The 23,848-nt window shown below is 68.1% G+C and carries 18 protein-coding genes and 1 pseudogene; 10 read left to right on the forward strand and 9 right to left on the reverse strand.

From position 1 onward, the window contains the following. Positions 1-220: 220 nt before the first annotated feature. The 10 genes and pseudogenes from ACFWP5_RS32850 to ACFWP5_RS32895 all read left to right on the forward strand — a co-directional run. Positions 221-766 (forward strand): hypothetical protein, encoded by a 546-nt coding sequence (locus ACFWP5_RS32850; RefSeq protein ID WP_384164819.1) that lies wholly within the window; start codon positions 221-223, stop codon positions 764-766. 211 nt (positions 767-977) lie between these two features. Next, positions 978-1,919, forward strand: coding sequence for a restriction endonuclease (locus tag ACFWP5_RS32855; protein ID WP_384164822.1), 942 nt, complete (start codon positions 978-980; stop codon positions 1,917-1,919). Positions 1,920-2,788: 869 nt separating this feature from the next. Beyond that, complete coding sequence (locus ACFWP5_RS32860) at positions 2,789-3,973, forward strand: DUF932 domain-containing protein (RefSeq protein ID WP_384164825.1); 1,185 nt, start codon at positions 2,789-2,791, stop codon at positions 3,971-3,973. A 26-nt stretch (positions 3,974-3,999) separates the two neighbouring features. Continuing rightward, positions 4,000-4,446, forward strand: coding sequence for a DUF4262 domain-containing protein (locus tag ACFWP5_RS32865; protein ID WP_384164828.1), 447 nt, complete (start codon positions 4,000-4,002; stop codon positions 4,444-4,446). A 69-nt stretch (positions 4,447-4,515) separates the two neighbouring features. After that, positions 4,516-4,821 (forward strand): hypothetical protein, encoded by a 306-nt coding sequence (locus ACFWP5_RS32870; RefSeq protein ID WP_384164831.1) that lies wholly within the window; start codon positions 4,516-4,518, stop codon positions 4,819-4,821. Between the two features lie 99 nt (positions 4,822-4,920). Continuing rightward, a complete protein-coding gene (locus tag ACFWP5_RS32875) occupies positions 4,921-5,427 on the forward strand; it encodes a hypothetical protein (RefSeq protein WP_384164834.1) in 507 nt (168 codons plus the stop codon). 259 nt (positions 5,428-5,686) lie between these two features. Beyond that, a complete protein-coding gene (locus tag ACFWP5_RS32880; RefSeq protein WP_384164837.1) occupies positions 5,687-6,166 on the forward strand; it encodes a hypothetical protein in 480 nt (159 codons plus the stop codon). A 68-nt stretch (positions 6,167-6,234) separates the two neighbouring features. Next, entirely contained in the window at positions 6,235-6,474 is a 240-nt protein-coding gene (locus ACFWP5_RS32885; RefSeq protein WP_200710602.1) for a hypothetical protein, read from the forward strand. A 1-nt stretch (position 6,475) separates the two neighbouring features. Continuing rightward, positions 6,476-6,976, forward strand: coding sequence for a hypothetical protein (locus ACFWP5_RS32890; RefSeq protein ID WP_384164840.1), 501 nt, complete (start codon positions 6,476-6,478; stop codon positions 6,974-6,976). 90 nt (positions 6,977-7,066) lie between these two features. Beyond that, positions 7,067-7,209: pseudogene (locus ACFWP5_RS32895) on the forward strand (transposase); the annotation flags it as partial. A gap of 77 nt (positions 7,210-7,286) precedes the next feature. Here the strand turns inward: ACFWP5_RS32895 and ACFWP5_RS32900 are convergent. The 9 genes from ACFWP5_RS32900 to ACFWP5_RS32940 all read right to left on the reverse strand — a co-directional run bounded on the left by ACFWP5_RS32900 (position 7,287) and on the right by ACFWP5_RS32940 (position 23,690). After that, positions 7,287-8,141: a serine peptidase gene (locus ACFWP5_RS32900; RefSeq protein ID WP_384164843.1), complete on the reverse strand. Its 855-nt coding sequence runs from the start codon at positions 8,139-8,141 to the stop codon at positions 7,287-7,289. Continuing rightward, a complete protein-coding gene (locus ACFWP5_RS32905) occupies positions 8,138-13,213 on the reverse strand; it encodes an AAA family ATPase (RefSeq protein WP_384164846.1) in 5,076 nt (1,691 codons plus the stop codon). Before ACFWP5_RS32905 ends, ACFWP5_RS32900 begins: the two co-directional genes overlap by 4 nt. Positions 13,214-13,365: 152 nt before the next feature. Then, a complete protein-coding gene (locus ACFWP5_RS32910) occupies positions 13,366-14,559 on the reverse strand; it encodes an NlpC/P60 family protein (RefSeq protein WP_384164849.1) in 1,194 nt (397 codons plus the stop codon). Between the two features lie 6 nt (positions 14,560-14,565). After that, positions 14,566-15,615 carry a replication-relaxation family protein gene (locus tag ACFWP5_RS32915; protein WP_384164852.1) on the reverse strand — a complete coding sequence of 350 codons (1,050 nt, stop codon included), beginning with the start codon at positions 15,613-15,615 and terminating at the stop codon, positions 14,566-14,568. A gap of 92 nt (positions 15,616-15,707) precedes the next feature. Further along, the gene (locus ACFWP5_RS32920; protein WP_384164855.1) at positions 15,708-18,338 is read right to left on the reverse strand and encodes a helicase HerA domain-containing protein; all 2,631 of its coding nucleotides are present in this window, start codon (positions 18,336-18,338) and stop codon (positions 15,708-15,710) included. Continuing rightward, positions 18,253-19,056, reverse strand: a complete 804-nt coding sequence (locus ACFWP5_RS32925) for a hypothetical protein (RefSeq protein ID WP_384164858.1) — start codon at positions 19,054-19,056, stop codon at positions 18,253-18,255. The genes ACFWP5_RS32920 and ACFWP5_RS32925 overlap by 86 nt, the downstream gene beginning before the upstream one ends. Before the next feature lie 94 nt (positions 19,057-19,150). Next, entirely contained in the window at positions 19,151-20,974 is a 1,824-nt protein-coding gene (locus ACFWP5_RS32930) for a VirB4 family type IV secretion system protein (RefSeq protein ID WP_384164861.1), read from the reverse strand. 65 nt (positions 20,975-21,039) lie between these two features. Beyond that, complete coding sequence (locus ACFWP5_RS32935) at positions 21,040-22,140, reverse strand: PrgI family mobile element protein (protein ID WP_384164863.1); 1,101 nt, start codon at positions 22,138-22,140, stop codon at positions 21,040-21,042. Further along, a complete protein-coding gene (locus ACFWP5_RS32940) occupies positions 22,137-23,690 on the reverse strand; it encodes a hypothetical protein (RefSeq protein WP_384164866.1) in 1,554 nt (517 codons plus the stop codon). The genes ACFWP5_RS32935 and ACFWP5_RS32940 overlap by 4 nt, the downstream gene beginning before the upstream one ends. Positions 23,691-23,848 lie beyond the last annotated feature (158 nt).

The raw sequence follows: 23,848 nt of genomic DNA on the forward strand, positions 1-23,848 counted from the left end.
AGATCCCGCTGCAGCCCCAACCGCATGACGTCAATCGCCAAAGCCATCCTCACCCTGGAGCGGCAACGCTGAAGAAGCTCAGTGAGCGTGCCGGCGGGATGGAGGCCGAGAGGTAGACGGATGACGCACCATCGGTCGGGTTGGCTGGGCCCGGATGATGTTCCTCCGACTCGTTGTAGCCAGGGGAACACATAGTGAGGAGGCCGTAACATGCCGGGCTATGGGTATGGAGGCGGAACGCATCGCGCAGATGGCTGACGAACTCAAGATTGGGTTCTGCGGCCTTAATCTGGCCATACTGCCGCTCGCTGATCCGCGCCAGCCGCTCATGGCCATCTACCGCGACCTGTACGAACAGACTATTGAGTCGCCGCTGGTCGTCTACCGCAACGACGGCACGCCACACTCTGCGGACCGGCTGACGGACATCTTCGCCAAGGCCAGCTCGACTCCGGGGGCCGGACTGGGTGATGACCTGCTGAACTTCGCGGCGATGCATGGCGCTACGCGCCTGGGGGATGCCGTAGAGCGGGCAGGGCTACGCGACAGGACAAACCCCTTGCTTGAGTTTGTCCGGCACTTCCGTAACGCCTGTGCTCACGGCAATCGCTGGCACTTCAGGAACGGAGAGCCCAAGCAGCCAGCCGAGTTGCGCAGCATCGTCCTGACAGCAGCGCTGCACGGTTCCAAGGCGTCTGGTGGTCTAGTCGGTGCGGGCGACTACTTGGACATGCTTGACGGTGTGGCGGATCACTTCCGGGCGTGACCGTTGCCAGTCCTCCCCGATGACGGCCAGGACGAGTCGTTTCTACTGCCTACCATCCGCCTGTGCCATCACCTCGTCGGCGCGCTTCGGATGACGGGTCATCAACGCCCCCTGGATCAAGCCTTGTCGTACAGGCTGGTCATCGACTGATCGCGCGGTACCGTGATAGATCGGTGACCGTGAGTGCATGGTGGTCTGCGGAGGGGGACGGATGCCGGACAGTGCCCGAAAGAAGACGATGAACCAGAGTGCTTACCTGGCGCTCATCGAGGCCTTGACGTTCATCTTCTGGAACAAGGGGCCGTTTGAGCTGTACGTCCGGGGGATGCTTCAGGATCACAGCGAGCTGCTGGCGCGGCTGGATTTCGGAGCGACCAAGCGCGAAGTGTCTGGTCAGCTGGTCAAGCTCCTGCGAGCCAATGAAGCCCGATACCTCGATCTGACGGTCGCGCTCATGCTCGACATTGCCGCCATGGAGACCTTCCCTAACCTGACATTCCAGGAGGATGGTGCCGACAAGATAGCCAAGGCAACGGCCGCCGTGGCTGAAGTGAAGCGCTGGACTGCTAAACAGCGTGAGGTCATCGCGGAGCACGAGGTCCACGCGGCCACCATCGCTCAGAGTGCCAAGACAGCCCAGGATGGCCGGGCGTTCGCTCAGGCCCATGATGACCTGAAGCAACGGTTTCTCGTCATGCACTCGGCCGCGGACAAGCACCAGCGAGGCCGGGACTTCGAGGTCTTCATCAACAAGTTGTTCGCCCTCTACGACCTGGAGCCGCGGGCGTCCTATGTCATGGAATATGAACAGATCGATGGTGCGTTCTCGTTCGACACCGACCACTACGTCATTGAAGCCAAGTGGTGGAAGGAGCGCATCGGCCGTCGGGAGCTGGACGTCTTCAAGACCAACATCGAGCGCAAAGGGAAGAATACCCTTGGCCTCTACGTCAGCATGAACGGCTTCACGTCGGACGCATTGGCGGTCTACAGCTTCAGCACGCCGTTCATCACAATGGACGGTCTCGACTTCATGGCCGTGCTGGATCAGCGCATCCGCCTGGACGAGCTCATTCGACGCAAGAAGCGGCACGCCAGCGAGACAGGCCACTGCTCCTTGCCGGTCGCCAAAATCTTCTCCGATACGGACTGAGCAGGCGTAGCCCAGCATCGTCAGAGCCGCGTGAACGTGTTTAGAGTACGGACTGGGGGTCTTTGGTCATCTTCGGGCCAGCTGACGTACTACAGCCGCTCTGCCCGGTCCAAGCGTTGGCAGTACGGAGCATCATCCGGCAGTGGGCCTCGTGGCCGGCGCGGCGCGGATGATGGCTCATGCGGATACACAAGCACCCCTGACGGGGGAGCTTGGGGTGATCCAGCGTGCCCGGCACCAGCAAGGGTCGGTAGTCCTCCGCGGCTACGACCGCACTTCGAGCACGCCGTTCACCGCGATCGCCCACGTGCAGGCGCAGCTCCTGGAGAAGCCGAGTGCCTCCAGTCCATTGTCGACTGCGCCGGACGAGGAACAACATCGTCCTGGCGGCCCCGACGGTCGTGGCACAGATCGCGGGTGAACGTCCACCGTCGTCGTCCTCGTCCGGAGAACGCTGCTCAAGGGCAGGTGTGCCGCCGCGATCGCGAAGAACCGTAGAAGATCGGTATTCGGGGCCTTCTGTGACCCGTATCTATATGACTTGGCCCGCTGTTCGATCCGTGCGGTCGTCAAGCATCCGACGGTGACGCCCAGCTTCTCGGTGTGGCCAGGTGGCCGAACGGCCGTACCAGCAGCATGACTTCGGGCTTCCTCGTCCGTTTGATCAAGACTCCGGCGGCGGCTTTGTCTGCATTCCCCGCCGCCGGTCCCCGTACCCGCATTCGTCCGGGGCGGGCTGGGCCCTCTCCTGACCAACCCTCTCCGTAGGAGGGGGCCCTCTTCTGTCCGAATCTCCAGTGGCCGCGCCCTGTTCGGCGCGAGCCGTGAGCCACCGATTCGCTCACCCTGTCTCACAGAAAGGATCAGGCATGTCTGTCGACGTCAACGAAGCCTTCGCGGACGAGCGCGCGACTCAGTTACGGGCTGCGCGTGACTGGGAACGCGCACTCCAAGACCGTCTCGCTGCTGGAGAGTTGGAGCTTCTGCCTGATGGCCGTTACCGAGTCCTGACCGGGTGGGACGCCGGAGAGATCCTGAGCGCTCAGGGCGTTCCGCAGCACGGACTCGACCTGTCTCTCGGAACTGCGGCTCTCTACACGGCAGTTCCGGCGTGGCACACCCTCGGCAACGTCATCCCCGGCGGCACCAGCGACATCGACAAGGTCCTGGAACTCGGCGGTATCGACTACCAGGTCGAGAGCGTCCCGGCCCAATACCCGTGGAACGGCGAAACCCGCGTCGATACAACGTTGCACCACACCGTACGCACCGACACCGGGGCCTCCTTAGGCGTGGTCCGCAACGGCTACGAGATCATCCAGAACCGCCGAGCCTTCGAGTTCCTCCAGGAGTTGGCCAACGACGACGAGGCGATCTGGGAATCGGCCGGAGCGCTCCGCGGAGGCAAGAAGGTCTTCGTCGCCATGCGCCTGCCCCAGCACGTGACCGTCGATGCCGACGGCATCAACGACAGCATCATCCCGTTCATCGTGGCCATCAACAGCCACGACGGCAGCTCGTCGTTCCAAGTCGTAGCAACCCCCTGGCGTCCGGTCTGTGGGAACACCGAACGCCTCGCCGTGGAGCACGCGTTCACCCGCTGGAGCATCCGGCACACCCGCAAGGCCACCGACCGCATCAAGGAAGCCCGCCGTACCCTCGGCCTGTCGATCAAGTACTACGACCGGTTGGCGGATGAGGAAACCGCGCTCGCCCGCACCGATCTCGCCATCAACGAATTCAACGAGCTGATCGACTCGCTGTGGGAGCCGGACGACACCGCCACACCCCGTTCGACACGGACCCGCGAGGCTCGTCGCGACCGGCTCCACGCGTTGCTCGCCGAAGAGACCGAGCGCACCGGCCGCACCGCCTACGCCGCCGAGCGCGCCGTCACCGACTACCTGGACCACTACGCGCCCATCCGCCCCAGCGCCGCCTCCGGCCTGAAGGGCAACAAACCGGCCGCACGCGGTCTGCGCCTGCTCGAAGGCACCGACGACGACGTGAAGTCCACAGCTCATCGGCGCTTGATGCTCCTGCGTCGGCGCTGACACCTCCACACCCACAAAGGAAGGCCATGACCTGGGAAGGCCCATACCTCCGGCGCGTGGCTGAGGTCATCGCAGAACACGGGCACGCAGTGCAGTACGTCGGCGGCGATCCGACTATGGGGGAGCCGCCATTCGCATACACCGTTGGGCTGCACACCCGTCCTGGCCGCGCCTACGAGCTCGCATTCACCGGAGGGGCACCGGACCTCTCGACCAGAGTGTTGAACTCCCTCGCGATCGGGCTCGCCGACCGCGGCGTGGAGCCCGCAGACGGACTGGAGATCGGCGGACTCCTCCAGGGAGGACTCGGCCTGCGACTGCGCCCGGTCAGCCGCCCGGAAGACCTTGGTGTCATCCACGCGATCTACGGCACCACCCCGCCGGTCTGGCAAGCCCTTTGGCCCGACCGGAACGACCGTTTCCCCGGCGACGCCCACTACAGCCTGCCCGCAACCGCCCAACCGCTGTTGTGAGTTCGGCAGGGACCACCGCCGAATCCACCGCACGGCGAATCTCGGGACACCGAGAGAGGTGACTTCACGATGCACATCAGCCGAGACGGCGAGCCCTGCCATGTCGAGATCTTCCGGCGCTGGCAGGGCCCGGTCATCGCTGACGGCGGCGATGACCAAGAGCCTCTACCCGAACCAGTGCGGGCGCTGCTGGAGGAGCACGGCTTCGTCGAGCAGCAACAACCCCCGGCGTACCGCTGGTTCGAACTGCCGCCAGACCTGAGCGAGCAAGAAGAGAACGCCCGCGCCACTCGTGTCTTCGCTGCGCTTACCGGGGCGGGCTACCGGGTCGCGTTCGACCCCGACCTGAACTTCATTGATGAGACGCGATATTGAGAATCGAGGCGATCAAGGATGGCGCTCTCCGACACTTACGTGAGAGAGGAAACAGACGCAGGACCGGATCGCGAATTCTGGATCGAGAAGGTAGGCCCAGTGCGGCACACCTTCGAATTTCAGGACGACGGCGACGCGATCGGCCTGGCCCTGTGGTCGGAGGTCCTGGAGGGCGAGCCGGAGTGGGACAGCCATGTCGTCGTGCGCGTCACGCACAACGACGCCCAGAAAATGATCGCGCGCCTGGTCCTCCTGTGCGGTCGGTTCGACGGCACAGGCTGCGACTTTTGCCACGACTCGGACCCGCGCTGGTCGTTGTCGATCGACACTGATGTCCCGCCGGACCTCGCCGGCGACCCGAGGGTCCAATTCGTGTGGTCCGACGGAGGCCGTTGGAAGGCGTGCGATCTGTGCGCCGTGTACATCGACCAGGGCAACGTACCCGCCCTGGTCAACCGCACCGTGGGCGTCGAGCAGGCGGCGAACCCTCCGGTGGCCCTCACCCGGCAGGGTCGTGCGGACCTGTGTCTGATCTACGCCGAGCAGTACGGGGCGCTGCTGGCCTACCCGTTCGTCAAGCAGCCCCTCAGCGAGGCGGATCTCTAGTCACCTCGTGGTGCCCGCGGGACACCGTGACACCGCGCTCGATCACGACAGGTACGAGCCGGCCTCGGAGTTGTGCGCCCCAGCCGGCGTGGCCGAACGGGCAGCTTGGGCCTTTTCCGCGTCCGGCCCGTCCAGGCTCCAGAACCCGAAGTACCCAAGGAATTGCCCGAGTCAGGGCCCACGAATCACCCTTCGTATGTCTGTACTCGTGCAAGGCATCGGCACACGGAGGGCCCCAACGTCAGAAAGGAGAGTGTCCGTGGATCCCTTTGCGCTGAACGAGGAAGCAGCTCGTGCCTGGCTGACCGAACTCGTCGTTGCCTACGAAGTCGATGTGAGCTTCGGCGGCGACAGCGTCTTGGTATCGCCGGACTCTCCCCTGATCGGGATGGCCTGGAGCCCGCGTGAGCCTGGCGAGGAGGACGGTGCTTTCCTTCTGGTGAAGGGTGCTCAAGCAGCACGGGTGATCGACAAACCGAAGGAGATGGCCATCAGCTTCGAGTTCGTGGACGACGGAGACGAAGGCGTCTACCGTTGGCTGCTCGACATCTCGGCACCCAGCCCGCTGAAGCTCGGGACTCTGACCGAGGCTATGGCCGTGCTGGGCGAACCAGCACCCGGCGGAACCAGCGTCGAGATCGCCGTCGCGATCCTGCGAGAGGCTGCCCAACAGGCCAATCACCGCGTCCACCAGCTGTCGGACTACGTCGAGGCCAAGACCCAGCAAGGTGGCAACTGACCTGCTGTTCCGGGCACCGAAGGCATCCTGAATGCGGGAGACTGCCGGGGAGCCTGGAGGTAGGGACAGTGAAGATTGATTTGACTCAAGCCCGAGCCACCGTGCGGGAACTGGCCGAGGCGTTGGAAGCGCTGGACGGAACGGACGTGATCGAAAGACCGAGCCGCGAAGCACGTCGCCTCAACAGCCACACCAGCCGCACTCTGCTGCGCCTCGCCCATCTCGGTGACCGTGTCTCGGTGGAAATCATGGATGTCTACCACGATTTCAAACTCCGGGATGATCCACAGCAGGGAAACGACCACTGACGTGAACCAGGAGACGCAGAGCCTGCTGTCCGACGTGATCGGCCGATTGGAGCGGGCCATCCTCGAACGGGACTGCCCGGCGGTGGTGGCACTGCAAGGCGACCGCACTCTCGTGCTGTCCGACTACGACTACCTGCGCGACGAACCTACGGCCGCGGCATTCGAGCAGCGCGCAGCCGAGAAGGCCAAGCAGAACCACACCACCCGATTCGTCTTCGCCGTCCCTCAGGTCTGGGTCGAAACCGACGACCGGGTTCAGGCACGAGCGGTGTCCAATCACCCGCTGCGCGAGGGCGAACGTGAAGTCATCTCGTGGATGAGCTACGAGGCCCACGACGGCGTCGACTACGGCTTCGTTCCGTACATGCGCCGTCCCAGTGGCGAGCCGATCTTCTCCGACCCTGAAGTCTTCACGGCCCTCGTCCGTCCCCGTGAGCGAGCGCCGGGGCGGACCGTGTTGCGCGCTTTGACGCAGGAAGGTGTCGATCCGACCAACCTGTAGCCCTGCCGTTCACATCGACGGCCTAGGCCGTGTCTGATAATTGATCTTGTGGTGGGTCGTGGTGAGTTGACGGACGCGGCGTGGGAATAGATAGCCCCTGCGCTGCCGGGTGTTGATGGTCTTGGGCGGCCCTGGCGGGATCACCGGCAGGTCGTCGGACCGAGGTGCCCCGGCGGGGTCTACCCGAGCGCTATGGCTCGGGGCACACTGTCTGTGAACGTTTCGCCCGCTGGGGTGTGCAGCAGTCACAACATCAACAGGGGATTCGGACACCTGAGTTGACCAGGCCGGGTCCCTGCCCGGCATGTGGTCAGGAGACGTAGGCGGCCAAGCCCGCGACGGCGGTGCCTTCACTGAGATACCCGCCCAGCGTGTGGAAGTCGACGAGGCCGATGTGCGTCGTCTCGTGCCGGTCGACCGGGAAGCGTCCGCCGAGTTTCTTGGGCAGGGCCACGAGGTCTCCGGGGTCCGCCACGTTGTACCAGCGGTTGACGCCCGGTGGCCGTGAGCCGCGCCCGGCCCGCGGTTCGGGGTCCAGTGCATCGAAGACGGCGCCGCGCAGACCGAGCGGTGACCCCAGAGTGATGAGGAGGTCGACGCGTAGGTCCGTGGCCTCGTGGAGAGCCTCGTAGGCCACCACCGAGCCGAGGGAGTGGGCCAGGACGACCCGGGGGCGGTGGGTGCGGACCGCGTCGATGACAACCGTGCGTGCCTGTCGGCGTCGGGCGGGAGAGCTCAGGTAGGTGTAGACCTCTCGGGCCAGGGCCACGACGACGCGCGAGAGGAGCTCGGCGGGCCGGCGATGCACGGTCGCAACCCAGTGCAGTGCCTGCCGCAACGGGGCCAGCGGCCATCCCTGCTCCTCTGCCGGCACGGGAGCTCCCGCGGCGTGCAGGAAGTCCCACGCGATACGGCGTTCCCCGGCGGTGAGCTGTTCGAGTTCGGCCGTGTCGGAGTGGTCCTGGCTTTCGTCAGGGCTCAGGTGATGAGCGTAGTAGGCGACCACGAGATCGGGCACGGTGAGGTGGGTCAGCCGGCAGGCGGCGTAACCCTCGGCCAGACTCTTCCGCCACTCCTCGGCCAGCACGCGGGCGGCGGAGCCGGGATCGAGGTCCTTCTGCAGGTTGCCGATTCCATGGACCGCCAGGACCGGAACACCGTTCATGCCGTTGTCTCCTGCCGCGTTGTCGTCGTTATGTCGCCCTCCGGCGCCGGCCACAGTGTGAAAGCGGCTTCCGAACCGAACTGGACTAGGTAGCCCGAGTCGGCCACGGACACGGCCTGCACTGGAGCCGGGAAACGCTGCGTGACGGGCTGGCGCCGCAAGTCGAGGTCCGTCAGATCCCACAGCCGCACCCAGGACGTCCCGCCGCCGAACGTGAGGGCGAAGTGCCTCCCGTCGTGCATCGTGGTGACGACCTTCACGCCGCGTTGGGCGCCGTGGCCGAGTCTGCCGACGGTCTCGCCGGTACGCGGGTCCCACACGGTCACCGACGGGTCGTTCCTGTCGCAGCTCAGCACCATCGGACCGGGCCCCGTGTCGGCGAGCAGTGAGGTCACCGGACCGGTGAAGGACCGTTCCGTCGTGCACCGCAGCGAGCCGGACGCCAGGTCCCAGAGGCTGAGCGGACCTTCGCGACGTGGGGTGGAGGTCACCGCGTGGGGGCGGCCGTCGAGGGGGAAAGTCGCCACGTCCACGGCCGTCGGCCCCTTGCCGTGATGCAGCACTACGGGACCCGCCTCACCCTCCGTCGTCCATACCTGCACCTCGGCGGTCTTGGGGCAGACGGTGAGCACAAAGGGGGAGCAGGACGGGGTGACTGGGCATATCTGGAGCTCGTGCGCATGAGTGAGGCGGGCCAGCAGGGAGCCGGTCGTCAGCTCCCACACCATGACGTCGCGGTTCTCGGCCCCTTTGTTGACGGTCAGCAGACGGGGTCCGGCCGGGGTTATCACCACCGTCGGCTCCACTCGTCCCGTTCCCTGATGGACGAGCGTGTGCAGCAGCGCCCCCTGCCGCAGGTCCCACACCTGCACCGTTTCCGCGGACGAGATCAGTCCGATCGGGCCCTGGGGGGTCTCGGCCACCAGCAGCTCGACCAGCAGACCCGGGTGATGCATCTCGGCGTGCACCCGCGAGGTGCCGATCTCCCACATGACCAGCTTGCGGCGGGGGACGACGCCGACGAAGGAGAGCACGAAGGGGACACCATCGAGGTCCACCACGTGCACGTCCGCCTCCGTGGAAAGCGGCGGTTCGAACACGCGCAGTGCCGTCGGGTCATGTAGCGGCCAGACGCCGAGCTCGGCCTGATGGAGGTGGTGCCGCATGGCCACGACGTGTGGTTCCCCCGCGACCGACACGACCTCCACGATGCTCGCGCCATACCCGAAGGGCCGTTTCCACTGCAGGGTGCCGTCCGAGAGGTCCCAGAACTCCACGGTGCTCGTGCCTGTGGCGTCTCCCTTGCCGCTGGTCTCCGTAACCACCAGCGCGGCCGGACACCGCTCCTCCTCCACCAGCGCGACATCTGTCCAGGTGCGTGCGATCGCCTTCGGCCGCAGGCTGCCGTCGCTGACGTCCCACACCCGCAGAGCGCCCTGAAGCTTTGTCGTCAGGACATGCGTGTGGCCGTCGATCTCCGCGAACGCCGCTTCGTGCAGCACGCCCTGGTGCAGCGTCTGCCGAAGTCTGCCGTCGGACACGTTCCACACCCGCAGGGTCCCGTCCGCCTTACTGGAGGTCACCGCGTGGGGCACACCGTCGATCTCTCCCACGGCCTCGATGGCAGTACCCGCTCCGTGCGCCATCCGGTGCCGCTCCACGCCGCGGTCGAGGTCCCACAGCACCATCTCCTGTCCCTCGTCGCCGACAGTCAGCGCGAGAGCCGTGCCGTCGTGGTCGAACGGCCGCATCTGGCGCCAGCGCCTGCTCGGCAGCGCGTAGCGGTGCCGACGTCCGCGGAGGCTGTACACCCGTATGGTGCCGGACATCACGTCACCGGACGTCAGCAGCAGAGGCCCGGCCTCGCCCGCGACGACATACGGCGGCGCGTTGCGGCTGTGGCTGAGTGTGTCGACGCGCTCGCCGCTGCCCAGATCCCACACGTCGCCACTGTCCCGTCCGGTCCAGACGAACAACAGCGGCGCATCCAGGCCGCCGCCTTCAAGCAGATCCGTTTCGTGGCTGAACACGCCCGTGTTCACGGACCGATATCGCGTGCCGTCCGAAAGGTCCCACAGCGAGACTTCAGTGCCCGCTCCGACCTCCACCATGACCGAACGGCCGCCGTCGGTCACGTCGTAGTATTCCGAGGCCTGCGAACACTCGATACGGCAGCGCAGACTGGCGTCGGCGAGGTCCCAGACGAAGAGGTCGCCCGGCCGGGATCCGGTCAGCAGGTGCGGACGGCCGTCGACGGGCACAACGTGTGCGAAGGACACCTCGATATCGTGCTCGATGCAGTCCCGCTGGGTGCCGCTTTCGAGTTCCCAGATCCGCACCGTCCTCGTGCCGGGGTAGAGGACGGCCGCGTGGGCGCGTCCCTCCAGTGCGACGACACGCACCTCGGGCTGCGTCTTCTGACCGGGCGACCCCAGCGAGCGGCAGAGGCTGCCGTCCTCCAGATCCCACATCCTGACCGTGCTGTCGTAGGGAGCACCCGCGGTGAGGACCACCGTTCGGCCATTCGGCAGGGGGATGGGCTCCGTGAGGATCTTCGCCTGGTCCCCCGGGTGCAACGAGGTGTGTAGCCGCCCCGAGGTCAGATCCCAGACGTCGACTTTGCCGCGGGATTCTGGGTGGAAGAGGTAGGTGTGCCCCCTCATGGGGAACGGCCTCAGGTCGGCAGCCGAGAAGCGGTCCGTCACCGGCAGCGTGTGCCGTAGGGCCGGCTGGAGCGCCGAGTTCGTCGCCCACCGCACTGTCACGGCGGCGGCCGTGTTGCCGGTCCGGGGGCGCAGAGCCTCCAGCGCAGTCAGCAACGGGCGCACCCCCCAACGGATCGCGTCGAGTGCCAGAAGTTGCCTGCGGGCTTCGGGATCTGTCAGCCCTGGTGTGTGTGCGATCGCCGACCGGTAGACGGCTGCGTGTGCTCTCCCCACGGTGCCTTCGGCCCGGTGCAGATGGGCGGTGACGTACTCCACGTCGGCGTGGACGACGAACTCGGCGTCCTCCAGAAGCCCGTCGACCGCGCCCGCGGGAGCGTGATCGATGGCATGCCGTCGCAGGTAGGGCAAGGCGGATCTCCAACGGCGGGCTCCCGCCGACCCCGGGACGTGCTCGACCAGCCGCCGGAAGACGTGCTCCTGGGTGTCTCCGGTAGCGTCCCGCACGCCTCCTCCCACGGGATGTTTGCGCAGGTACTCGCTGAGGCTCGCGTGGAAGAAGCGGTACAGCTGGCGTCCGTCCGATTCTGTGGCCGTCCGCAGGTAGAACGAGGCGGTTTCCAGCATGTGCCGGGTGTCTTCCAGCGCCGGCTCGGTGGACGGGTCCCGGGGCGCGTCGGCCCGGTCGAGGAGTCCCAGTGCCGCCTCGTGAACGAGACGCAGCGGCATCCCGTCCCCGTACGCGTGCGCGACAGCCACCAGAACGGGGCGCAACCAGGGTTCATCGGCGGTCAGCACCGACAGATGCAGTTCCATCATGCCGGGGAGGTCGCGGGGGATCAGGTCCACGATCTCGCCCGGGTTGAGCGCGTCGGGCCGCCGCTCCAGATAGTCGGCGAACAGCGATGCCAGGAGGAACCCACCGTCCTGTCTTCTCCCGATCAGTTCGGTGGCCGCCGTGACGCACACCTGGCGTCTGGCCTCGGCATCCGTCTGATAGGCCGGGGCGCTCCACAGCAGTTCCTCCAGGTAGTCCGTGAGGTCGGTGCGGAGTTCCCGGTCCGGTACCAGATCGAGGTCGAGCAGGTCGTCGGGGTGGCTCAGCGCGTCCTTCAAGGCGGAGAACCGGTCCCACCACGGACGCGTCCCGATAAGGACCCGGCACAGGGCGCGTTCCCGACCGTCCTTCTCGGTGACCCGAGCGCTCGCGAGCGGCAGCAAGACCTGTGCCAGCAGGTCTTCCGGCTCGGTCGCCTCGTCGAGGGCGTCCAGTACCAGCACGGCCGGCTTGTTCAGCCGCCGCAGCTGCGTCTCTATGGACTGCACAGTCCATGAGCCCGGGGAAGCCTCGGGGAGGTGCAGGGAGAGCTGTCGGGCGAGGGAGTCGAGGACCTGCTGGCCGGTCCGCTGACGTGCGTGGACGGCGGCCAGGAGCGGGTTGAGCAGGGGGCGTTGGCGCACGTCGATCCGGGTGCGCACGGTTCCTGCGACATCTCGTAGCTGGGGATGGGTCAGACAGACCTCCACGCCGAGGAGAGCCGACTTGCCCGCCCCCGGGCTGCCGGTCACGACGAAGAGGGACGGTTCGTCGCCCTGCGGATCATCCAACCAGGCGGTGAGCCTTCGCCGTTGACTCTTGCGCCCGGTGAACAGACACCCGTGGGCGATCTGCCCGAGGCGGGTGCCGCTTGCCCTGCTCAGGAAGTGCACCGGATCGAGCATGGGATCGGCTTCCGCGGCGAACGCCCACAGTGCCGCGTCGACTCTTCCCCGGAAGCGGCCGGCAGGACTCGCCTGGTAGGCGGGGTTGGGAAAGAAGGGTGCGAGCGCCGGCCGTGCTTCCAGCCGCGGGGTCATCAACACGGTCTGGTCGTAGGCCGCGCCATCCTGCTCGACTAGCAGGGCGAGTTCGCGGTCGATCTCTGCGGCGATGACCTCGAGGGGTATGTGCGAGAAGGCGGGGCCGACATCGAGGCGTCCCTTGCGTAATTGCCGCAGTACACGGGCGACCGCTGTGGTGAACCGTGCGGCGTACGCCTTCTCGTGCGGGGTGCAGGCGGCGATCACCCAGGCCTGGCGGTTCGCGTCGTTCAGCCGCTGCGTCAACTGGTGGAGCGCGGCACGCCCCGAGCCGCAGGCATCGATGAGGAACAGTGTGGGCGCGGCGTCTGGTGTGTGCTCGACGTCCTCCAGCCACCGGTGCAGGGCTATGGCTGTGCGGGGCAACTGCCGGGCGTCGCTGCGGTATACGGGCACGTACAGCGATGTGCGGTCGTCTCCGCCCGGCGCCGGCAGCCCATGGCCCGCGACGTGGACGATGAGAGGCTCACCCCGCGCCGAGTCGAGCGTGGCCGTCCACGCGGTGCGGAGGTCGTCGATCTCCGGGTGCAACAGAGGCTTCTCGCCCATCAGGACGACGTTGAGCCGCGTCAGGGCACGGGCGAGATCGACGACGGCGGGTTCTATCGATGTCAGCTGTCCGAACGTCGGTGCCCTGTCCGGTGTCCACTCCCCGACGGCTGCCGGGGCGAACCGGCCTGCTCCCACCACGAGCGCTCGCGTCAATGTCTCGGCCCCCGTTCTGCCGGTCCGGAATGCGACCTTTTGAGTTTGGGGCAGCCTAGTGGTCGATCGACTTCAACTGCGATGTTTTCGTCGCGATTCGACACGGTCGCCGCCGTGGCTGCGCGGGCGCGGGCCGTTCGAACCGTCAGATCGCCAGCCAACTGTTCATCAGGTGCGCACGGTGGAGCAGCACCTAACCCGAGCCTTTCGTGAACTGTCGGCCCGCTGCTGCTCGGATCTGCCCGCCCTGCTAGGCCTGGCCTAGTGGCCCCCGCAAAGTCGTCTCCCTGGTACCGGTACGGCTCGATTCTGATCGTTTTTCCGGGGCGGGGAGCGTCGATCATCTGTCCGTCACCGACGTAGAGGCCGACGTGGTGGATCCCGCTGTCGGGGTTCCCGTAGAAGACCAGGTCTCCCGGCTTGAGTTGCTGTCCAGCGGGGACCTGGGGTCCGGCGTCGAACTGTGTCTGCGCGGTGCGGGGCAGGGCGATTCCGGCGGCTGCGTAGGCGGCTTTGGTGAGGCCGGAGCAATCGAATCCGGCGTCGCCGGTGGCGGGTCCGTTGCCGGCCCATTCGTAGGGGAGTCCGAGCTGGCCCTGGGCGTAGTTGATCGCTTGGAGGGCGGCTGTGGTGGGGGCGGTGTCCGTGCCGAAGCCCCTACCGCTGGTATACGCCTGGGCCTGGGTGAGGACTTCCGAGACGTACCCGTCGGCGCGGTTGTAGGTCTTGATCGCGCCGGAGAGGTTTTTGCCGTCGCGGGCACCGGAGTCGCACAGGTACGCGGCGGCGGCGTACACGGCGTCGTACGCGTCGTACGGGGAGGGCGGAGTCGCACCGCCCTGCGGTAGTGGGTGCTTGGCGACGACCTCCTTGAAGATGGTCGGCAGGAACTGCATGGGTCCGCGGGCCCCGGCCTCGTTGGTGCCGCTGTGTACACCGGGGAGAGGCGAGCGGCCGTGGTCGGACTCGACCTTTCCGATGGCGGCCAGAACGGACCACTGGAGGCCGGGGCACGTACCGGCTGCGTCCATGTACAGGACCAGGTAGTCGGGCGGGATGTCGGTGAGGGCGCCGGCGCTGGGCTGGGTGCCGCTGCTGCCGAAGGCGGAGAGCATGCTCCCGGCTCCGGCGCCGCCCAATACGGCGATCAGCACCAACAGCGCCAGGAGAGCGGACGCGATCTTTCCCATGGTGGCTCACCGCCGTCGACGACGGTCTGAAGGGGCGGGCGGTAGTGGAGTCGGCGGCGTCAGGCCCTCTATCCGGCCGCTGCCGGCGACCTGAGTGAAATCGGTCGACGAGGTGGCCAGGGGCGGCAAGTACGGCCAGGCGCTGCCGAGTTCGGCGAGCCGTAGGCGTTGCGGCGTGGGCTGTTGGGCGTGCAATGGCTGCCAGCGGGCCGCTGCGGGGTCATTGTCCTGGTTGCCGAGGAACTCGGCGCTGGAGGTGGCCACCGGTACGAGCGACGGGTCGTCCAGGGCGCTCACCGCGTCATACAAGGCTCGGCGGACGGCGGCTTCCCGACGGGCGGTGGGCACCCAGAACAAGACCGGGGTGGAGATGCCCGTGGTGGTGGCCAGCTTGGCATAGCCGACGAGTTTCGCGCCCAGGCGGTCCGGGCGTTCGGTGCCGAAGTCGAATTCCAGGAACCACTCGAATGCTGTCGGCGTGGGAATGGACTTGTGCCAGAGGCCGTAGGCGTCCGGGCGCACGATGTCGCCGAAGTGTTTGGCGCAGCGCGTCTCGGACCACCAGGCGGTGAGTTGGCCGGTGGCGTTCGGGCGGCGGGAGCGGGCGACGAGAGCGCTGAAGACGTCGTTGGTTCCCACGGTGTGGGCCAGGTGCAGGGAGTAGGCGATGCCGGTCGCCCGGTCGTGCCGGTAGTTCAGGTCTCGAAGGTCGAGCCCCTCTTCGCGGGCGAGCAGCGTGGCACCGGTGAGGTCGAGGACGTAGTGCATGGGCGCGGTGCCGTAGGTGAGGTAGGGCTGGAACCGGTCGATCACGCGCCACTGGTACAGCCGGAGCAGTCGCATGTTGGCGGCCCGTACCGATGGCCACGCCATCTCGGTGATCTGGTGGGTGGTCAGGACCCGGTGCTCGTAGAGCATGCGGGCCAGCCACCGGTCGCGATCGGTGAGGGAGGCGGCGAGTCGGGCGAGGTGGCCGCTGGTGGTGGCGTGGCGCAGGCTGAGGCGCTGGGGCTGGTGCCCGCGCAGGGAACGTTGGGGGGTGGGGTTGGTGATCAAGGCCGTACACCTCCAGATGAAACGGGAACGGTTGGTGAGATGTCGGGCGGCAGCGCTGTCAACTGCCGCCCGGCGCTTGCGGATTGGGGAGTTCAGTCGCCCGCGCCGGCCCGTCGGGGGTCTGCGGTCTGCCCTGTGGACGTTTCGCGGGTCGTGGCTCGGGTGGAACGGGTATTGCGGCGGGCGGCGGCGCGGATCTGCCGGGCGCGACCGGGTACGGGCGGCGGGAGTTGTTCGGTGACGGCGGTGAAGGCGGGTGCTTCAGCGCCGTGCAGGACCGGACGGACGACCGCGTGGAACGCGTCGAGGTTGGACAGGTCGTGGGCGGTGAGCCGCGGTTCGGTGTGGTGGGCTAGGTGACGGGCGTCCTCGGGGGAGGAGTTGAAGTAGATCTTGGTGCGGGCGTTGGTGCTGATGCCCTCCTCCAGTTCCTTCGGGAGCTGCCGTAGGTACTGGTGGGCGAGTGTCATGGCCAGCCGGTAGGCGCGGGCCTCGGCGAGCATGTCCTCCAGCGAGTAGGGCAGGTTGAGGAAGTTGTGTGCCTCGTCCAGGTACAGCCCGGCGTCCTGGCGCTGCCCCTGGGGGATGCGGGCGCGGCGGGTGGTGGCCTGCCAGGTGCGGGCGACGACGATCGAGCCCATCAGGTGAGCGGTCTCGGTGCCCAGGGCGTCCCTGGCGATGCGAACCAGGCAGATCCCGCCGTCGAGCACCTGGTCCATGTCGACGGTCGACGGCCCTCCGGCCAGTGCTTCGCGGACGAAAGGGCGCAGCAGGAAGCCGCGGAGTTTGTTCATGAGAGGGGCGGTGACCTGGGCGCGGGCCGGTCCGGAGAGGTCGTCGTACCAGGACCAGAAGCCCCGCAGAATGTCGTCGTCGACCTGGTCGACCGCCCGGTGACGGAACGACGAGACGGACAGCAGCTTGGGCAGGTCGGTGAGGACCGGAGTGCCGGGCTGCGCGCGCAGGGTCAGGAGGCCGGCACGCAGAATGTCGTCGGTGCGCGGTCCCCAACTGCTGGCGTAGACACGGGAGAAGATGCTCACCAGGTTGTCGACCGTCCGGGCCGCGTCGGCACCTTCGAGCGGGTTGAGGACGGGCGGCCGGGCTCCGCTGTCGGCGTCGAAGAGGATCACTTTGTCCCCGAGCTCTTCGGGCAGTCGCATCAGGATGTCGGTGATCAGGTCACCCTTCGGGTCGACGACCACAAGTCCACGTCCGGCTTCGGAGTCGGCGAGGATCATGCGGGCTATGAGTTCGGACTTGCCCGACCCGGTGGCGCCGAGGATGTGGAGGTGCTGGCGGGCGTCCGGCACGCGTAGTCCGACGGGTCGGGGGTGCCCGGTGTCGGCGAGTCCGATCGGCCGGACGGCCGGGCCGGTGGTGGCGATGCCGGGTGGTGGCGGGACCGCGCGGGCTCCGGCACGTTGCAGCCCGGGGACGGCCTCGTCCCACGGCAGGTGCGCTACGGCGGCGAGTTCCGGGATCGACAGCAAGTCCCCTTTGCCCAGGCGTCGTTCGGCGACGTATGGCTGAGGTCGGCGGAGCCTGTCGCGGCGGTAGTAGTTGTGTTCGGTGAAGGCAGCGAAGGCACTCGCGATGGCGTGTGCCCGGCCGCGCAGCCGCTCGCGCACCGCGGCCCGTTTGTCGGTGCTCAGCGTCTCGGGGACCGTCGCGGTGATCGCGTAGCGGATGCGGGTTTCGTACGGGGCGCCGCGCTGTTTGGTGACGATCACTTTGTCCTCGGCGGATGTCTCCAGGGCCGTCTGCCGGTCCACCACGGGGGCGGTATGGCGTGAGCGCGGCGCTTGGTGGCCCGGGGTGAGCAGATCGAGCAAGAGACCGACGGGGTGGACGGACTGCCCGGCGCGCGCACGCCGCGCCGCCCGGCGGGCCTTGACCACTCGGCGGCCGGTGACAGGCCGGGCCAGGATCTGCACCACGGCTTGCTCGTTGGGGCCGAGGCCGACGGGTGCGCCGAGCAGGGCACGGATCGGGTCGTCGGGGAAGTTCATGCGGATCGGCAGAGCCTCGGGGCGCGCCAGGCGCAGTTCACCCCCGGCGACCTCGGTGCACCGCCTGTTGAAGGGGGTGGGCGGCGGTGCCGGGGCGGTGCGGGTACGGGCGCCGGGCCAGGCCGATTCGATCGCCCGCTCGGCCATGCCGGGCGGGATCCCACCGGGGACCCACATACGGACGCGGATCGTTTCCCGGTCGAAGGCGTACTCCCAGGCCAGGTGAGGCTGGCCGGTCAGCCGGCGGCGCCAGGCCGGCCGTAGCAGCCCCAGCAGATTCGCCCACAGTGCTTCGGCGCCTGCCGGGTCGGCGATGGGCGGCGGGAGCACCGTGACGATCCGGGCGTTGACGGTCAGCATCCGGCGGCAGCGTCGGCGCCACCACGAGCGCCCTCCGCTGATGCCGGCCGCCGCGAACACCAGGACGGGAACTGCCACGGGCCACCAGACGATGACCCAGTGCGCGGCGTGGGCCACCACCGCCTGCAGAGTGTCGGCGGGATCGCGCAGGTAGTTCCCCAGGGGGGAATCAGTGTCTGTCGGGGCAGCGAGGGGGGACGGTGGTTGCGGGAGTTGGCCGGTGAACATGGCGGAGGCCTTCGGCGGTGAGATGGCGACCGGGGAGTCAGGCAGCATGGCCGTGGTGGTGCGCAGCAGGCGGCAGTTGGCCGGACTCGACAGCGCCGCGCAGGTGTTGACGGCGTTCGGCATCGACCTCGGCCTGCCAGGAACGGAACGTGCGCCCCTTGAGCAGCTTGAGGAAGTACGGGATGCGGTTGGCGGGGATGCCGACCAGGCGCGGTCCGAGGACGGCCAGCAGGTCGCTGGCCTCCTGCGAGTGCCACCCGGCGACCGCGATGGCCGCTTCGTCAGGGAAGACGTCCGCGACGCGGTCCCGCTCGATGTCGAGTGCCGCGTCCTGGGTTCCGCCGAAGCTGTAGACCCAGAGGAAGTTGACCGGTGGGTTCGGGGCCACCAGAGCCCGGAACCGGGCGACTTCCTTGGTGTAGGCGTAGAAGTTCGACTCCGGCCGGGCGCGGATGATCCGCAGCCACGCCAGTAGATAGTCGTCGGAGAAGAAGTCGCCGCTGTCGTGGATCCGCACCCAGATACCGCGGAACTTCCGCCTCCCGAGTTCGGCGACCATCGCCTCTTCCCAGCCGGGCAGATCGTCGAGGACGAAGCGGAGATTGGCCTGGTGCTTGGCTTTCACCGTGGGCCAGGTGTAGGTCCCGTTGCGCGCATAGCAGACGATCCGGCAAATCCCCGCCGAGGGACAGGCGTTGTAGGTCCTCCCGTCCGGGAAGCGGCCGGCCCAGGCGGGCAGGGTCCAGTTCCAGACGCCGATCGCGCGCAATTCGCGGTTCTGGGTGAGCAGTTGCGAGGGCCGTCGAGGATTGAGGGCGGGCATCTGGGTGTGAGACGGCATGGATGGCCCCTCAAAAGTAGATGCGGGAGAGACACCGACCTGTGTGCGCAGGACGGCGTACGGGGTGGTCGCGGAGACGTTGAGGAGGGGGCGCTCAGTCGGTGTCGAGGTCGAACTCGTCGCCGGAGACGGCGTCGTAGGCGTCGGTGGGGGAGTCGGCCGCTTCGAGGTCCAGGAAGGAGTCGTCTGCCTCTGCGGCTACGCCGCTGTCCGCGTAGGCGGCCAGCTCGGCCGGGTCCGTGGTGACCAGGTAGTGCTCGGTGGGCGAGGCCACGGATTGGAAGGCGACCCGCTGTGTTCCGGCCGACAGGAGCCCCTGGCCGCGATCGGCCGTCAAAAGGAACTGCCGCTCGCCCTCGGACAGATCGAACGCGCGGGTGATCTCGTCGATGGCCTGCGGGGCCTGGCGCAGCAGGATCTGGGTGGCGGCGTTGGCCACCACAGCCTTGCCGAGATCGGAGCCGAGCACGTCGGCGCTGTCCTGGGTGGCCACGGTCAGTCCGGCCCAGCGTTTACGGAACGCCTTGGCCATCCGGAAGAGGAACTCCGCTCCGGCGGGCTCCTTCATCAGCCACCACGCCTCGTCCACGAGCAGCAGTTGCGGGTGACGGTGCGCTGGGTCGGAGACCTGACGCCAGACCGTATCCAGCGTCAACAACGTTCCTACGGGCTTGAGTTCGTCCGGTAGGTCGCGCAGGGAGAACACCACGAGGTGCCCCTCCGGCCGGGTGGTGGTTGGGCCGGCGAACAGCCCGGAGAACGCCCCGCGGGTGAAGGGGCGCAGCCGGGCCGCCAAGTCCGTCGCCGTCTTGTCCTTCGCGCTGCGCAGAGTGTCGGCAAGATCCGCCAGCAGCGGGGCGGGTCGGGTCCAGGTCCGCGCGTCCGAGGTGATGCCCAGCTTCTGGTACGTCGCGGCGATCGCCTGGTCGAGCACTGCCCGCTCGGTGGGTGTCAGAGTGGAGCCGAGCAGCACGGACAGGACGGTGTGCAGGAACAGGGCGCGCCGGATCAGGGCGTCCTTGGGCGCGGTACGGCGGCCGTCGGGCCGGGTGTGGATGGGCAGGTCGAACGGGTTGAGCCGGACGTCCTGGGCGCCGAGGTGGATGTGGGTGCCGCCGACCGCCGAGGCGAGTCGGGTGTACTCGTCCTCGGGGTCGATGACGTAGCTCTCGATGCCGCGGTAGAGCGAGCGCAGCAACTCCAGTTTGACGAGGTAGGACTTGCCGGCGCCGGAACGGCCCAGGACGACGGCGTTGTGGTTGTCCTGGGCGAAGCGGTCCCAGTGCACGAGCCCTTGGCTGCCGATGTTGTACCCGTACAGCACGCCGGAGGGAGCGGCGGCCGAGGTGGGGTCGGGCGGCGGCAGGTCGGGGCTGGTGAAGGGGAATGCCGCGGACAGTGCGGCGGTGTCGAAGGTACGGCGCATCCGTACCAGGTCCAGTCCCATGGGCAGGCAGGTCACCCAGCCCTGGAGACTGCGGTATGTGGTGGGCTTGGCGTCCAGCAACAGGCTGGCGGTCAGTGCCCGTACGGCCGCGACCTCGCGGGCCAGGTCGTCGTGGCTGACGGCGTGGACGGTGAGGTACAGGCCGAGCCGGTAGAGCTTGCCTTCGCCGCGGGCGACACGGGCGGACAGGTCGTAGGCGTCCTCGGCGGCGGCCTCGACCTGCGGGTCCGTGAGTCGGCCGTGGTCCTGGGTGTAGCGGCGGCCCGATTCGAGCTTGGCGAGCTGCCGCTTGAGCCGGTTGGCGGCGGTGACCGGGTCGACCGGGTCGATGTGCAGGCTGACGTCCACCCGGCCCGGGTAGGTCAGCAGCGGCTGGAGCCAGCCGGGGTGCACCTCACGGGGATAGCCGGTGACCGCGAACGAGGCCACCCACTCCGCCCCGACCTGGAGATGCCGGGGGCCGACGGCCAAGGAGTCCGGGCTGAACGCCCCGGCACCGACCGATGCCAGGCGTGCTGTCTGAGTACGGGAGCGCCTCACCGCCCGTCCCTCCCGTCGGATGTCCCGTACGACGCCGGGTCGTCGGAGTCGGACCAGGCATCCCCGGCCGCGGTGGTGATGACATCGTCGGCGCCGGCGAGCGCGGAGGACGGCGACAGCAGACTGCCGGGGTTGCATGCCACGGCCAGCACGGAGGTGGCCTGGCCCGCATCCAGCGGCGTGACCACGATCCCGATGGGGCCCAGGAGTTCGACCGCCTCGCCGAGCCGGCGCACCAGACGCGCTTCCGCGGCGCGCCGCAGGGCGTGATCATCAACGTCGGACCGGTTCTGCCTGCGCCGGGTGAACACAGCCAGCGGCGAGCTGCCGCCGAGGACATCGGTCGGCAGGCTCGGACCGAGCGGTTCACGCAGGACGAGTAGGACTTGGCGTCGCAACAGGTCGACGCTCTGGGCGAGTTGGACGAGGTAGTCGGCGTGCTCGCGGGCGGCGGCCTCCAACGCGGGGTGCGGCAGCGACGGGGCGTATCCGCGCAACTCGCCGATCTGCGCGGACAGGTCCAGGCGCTCGGCGCGGACGAGGACCTGGACGGGGGCAGTGAGCGAATGCAGGTAGCGGCCGAACGCGCTCACCAGGGAGTCCTGCTCGGTGGCGGTGCGCAGGGCGAAGTTGATGGTGCTGCACACCGCCGCTACCGCGAGCCCGTCGGTGCCGAGGTCGATCACGCCGGTCTCGCTCACCCCCTCGGCGGGGAGTCCTACGGGAGACGGGGCGATGCCGTCGGTGAGCTGCCCGGTTCCGGTGGCCCGCTGGGCGAGCCAGGCCGGTGCCGGGTGGATGCCTTCCGGGGCGGCGACCTGGTAGCGGGGCGTCATGCGCTGACACAGGGCGGCGAGCAGCAGCCGGTCCAGGGACATCCCGTCGCGCTTGCCCAGGGCCAGGAAGGCTGCTCCGGCTCCGATGGGTACGACCGGTATCAGGAACACCGGCAGCGGTACGAAGGAGTGTGTGAAGGACCAAGTCCCGTACAGCACGATGCCGGTGACGGCCAGAATCAACAGCTGGCGCGCGGTCAGGTTGGCCAGGACGGTGTCCTCGCGGTCGACATCGGCGGGGATACGCACGGGCTGGGTCATGAGGGGTCACCTCCTTGGCGCGTGCTGTGAGTAGGGCGGGGTGATGGGGGCGGAGCGTGCTGTGCGGGCGTGGTAGGTGCTGGAGAGCTGAAGATGGCCGGGGGCGGGGCGTTGGTGGGAGGGCGACGTGTCGGAGTAACTGGCGCCTGGGGTACCGGTGTTCGGAACGTCGCGGGTGCGGGCGGCTGGGTGGTGCGCCGAGAAGGGGCAAGGAGCCGTGGAGTGGGTTGCTGGAAATGCGGCCGGACAGGCACCGGGGGTCGGCGGCTCGTGGGTGTGGTCGGCAGGGTGCCGCCGGGAGCTTGGAATACCGGTGGGCCGGGTGGACGGGTTGGCCGAGCCGCAGGCGTTGAGGGAGCGGCGTTGGTTGGGGGCGCACCGGGAGCCTGGAAATGCGGCATCGGAGGTGGTCCGGCGGCCGGGCCGGTCGGCTGGGTCGGCGCGGAAGCCGGGGGAGTCGGCGGTTGGAACAGCGGCGCCCCCGGTGGGCGTCGGCCGCCGGGCGGCCGGCCTGAGCTCGGAGGTGAGGGGTTCCCGCCGCTGGCCGGACGGCCGGAGCCGCCGGCGGGCGGCGGAGAAGGCGTGGTTCCGCCGGGCCTTGTAGGAGGAGGTGGTCGACGTGCTCCACCGTAAGAAGCGGCGCTCGTCCTACTGGCGCCGCGGAGCAGTCCGAAGGTCTTGTACATCACGTAGGCGCGGACCACGCTGCCGACGAACGATCGGCCGTGGCCGAAGCGGAGGGAACCGAGCACCCAGAACGGGATCTTGAAGACGATGTACATCAGCGCCAGCGTGATGAGCACGTTGACCAGCCCGCTGTTGGTGGCCCCGAACAGCCCGTTGGGACCGAACCCGCCGGGGGTCAAGAACACGCGCACCGCGGTGATCAGGGCCAGGGACTGGGCGACCTGGACGGCCAGTACCCCGCCGAAGGCCTTCCACCACCAGCGGGCGATGGGGTCCGTCTGGGGGAGAGCGTGACAGACCAGGGCCAGGGGCGCCCCGACGACCAGCATCATCGTCATGGCCACCCTGACCACGAAGGTCAGCAGCAAGGCCACCAGAACTCCGACGACCACGAACCACATCAGGACGCCGAACAGGTTGCCGTCATAGGCGCTGAAGCTGCTCAGCACGAAGTCACGCAGGGCGGGCCCGGCGGTGTCCTGGTCGACGCCACCGCTCATGGCCGCGTGGGAGAGGGCGTTGGCCAGGTCGACGGCCTTGCCCGCGAAGAACAGGGACAGGGCGGCGGCGAGGAACCCCAGGGGGATCCGCGGTGCGACCTCCCTGATCGAATAGCGGCTCTGCACACTCTCGTGGCCCATCACCACGATCCCGGCGATGGCGACCAGCAGCGCGTAGCAGGCGAGCGCGATCTGCCACGAGTTCGTCCACAGCTCGCCGACGCGCGGAAGCGACGTCGGATTCGGCGTGGTCAGCAGCGTGTCGCTGATGAGGTCCAGCAGCGGGTTGAGCGCGAACTTGATGACCGACTTGAAGAAGCCCGTGATCGCGCTGCTGATGCCTTTTGCGATCCACCCGGACACGCCACCGGTGCCGCTACTCGGAACCTGAGCGGGCGGCAAAGTCCCCGCCGTCGGTGCTGGGGTGGCCGATTCGCTCGACTGAGGGATGCAGTCGGATCCCGCACACGACGACGCCGATCCCGACGGCTGGGGTGACGGCGATCTGGACGCGGTTGCGG

The organism is Streptomyces sp. NPDC058469 (assembly GCF_042721125.1).
Taxonomy (GTDB): Bacteria; Actinomycetota; Actinomycetes; order Streptomycetales; family Streptomycetaceae; genus Streptomyces.

Bases quoted from the DNA above. Each gene is read 5' to 3' on its own strand.
- ACFWP5_RS32850 (WP_384164819.1), top strand. From the start codon at position 221: ATGGGTATGGAGGCGGAACGCATCGCGCAGATGGCTGACGAACTCAAG.
- ACFWP5_RS32925 (WP_384164858.1), bottom strand. From the start codon at position 19,056: ATGCCGTCTCACACCCAGATGCCCGCCCTCAATCCTCGACGGCCCTCG.
- ACFWP5_RS32935 (WP_384164863.1), bottom strand. From the start codon at position 22,140: ATGACCCAGCCCGTGCGTATCCCCGCCGATGTCGACCGCGAGGACACC.
- ACFWP5_RS32905 (WP_384164846.1), bottom strand. From the start codon at position 13,213: ATGGGCGAGAAGCCTCTGTTGCACCCGGAGATCGACGACCTCCGCACC.
- ACFWP5_RS32865 (WP_384164828.1), top strand. From the start codon at position 4,000: ATGACCTGGGAAGGCCCATACCTCCGGCGCGTGGCTGAGGTCATCGCA.
- ACFWP5_RS32920 (WP_384164855.1), bottom strand. From the start codon at position 18,338: ATGCCGAACGCCGTCAACACCTGCGCGGCGCTGTCGAGTCCGGCCAAC.
- ACFWP5_RS32870 (WP_384164831.1), top strand. From the start codon at position 4,516: ATGCACATCAGCCGAGACGGCGAGCCCTGCCATGTCGAGATCTTCCGG.
- ACFWP5_RS32910 (WP_384164849.1), bottom strand. From the start codon at position 14,559: ATGGGAAAGATCGCGTCCGCTCTCCTGGCGCTGTTGGTGCTGATCGCC.
- ACFWP5_RS32900 (WP_384164843.1), bottom strand. From the start codon at position 8,141: ATGAACGGTGTTCCGGTCCTGGCGGTCCATGGAATCGGCAACCTGCAG.
- ACFWP5_RS32860 (WP_384164825.1), top strand. From the start codon at position 2,789: ATGTCTGTCGACGTCAACGAAGCCTTCGCGGACGAGCGCGCGACTCAG.
- ACFWP5_RS32855 (WP_384164822.1), top strand. From the start codon at position 978: ATGCCGGACAGTGCCCGAAAGAAGACGATGAACCAGAGTGCTTACCTG.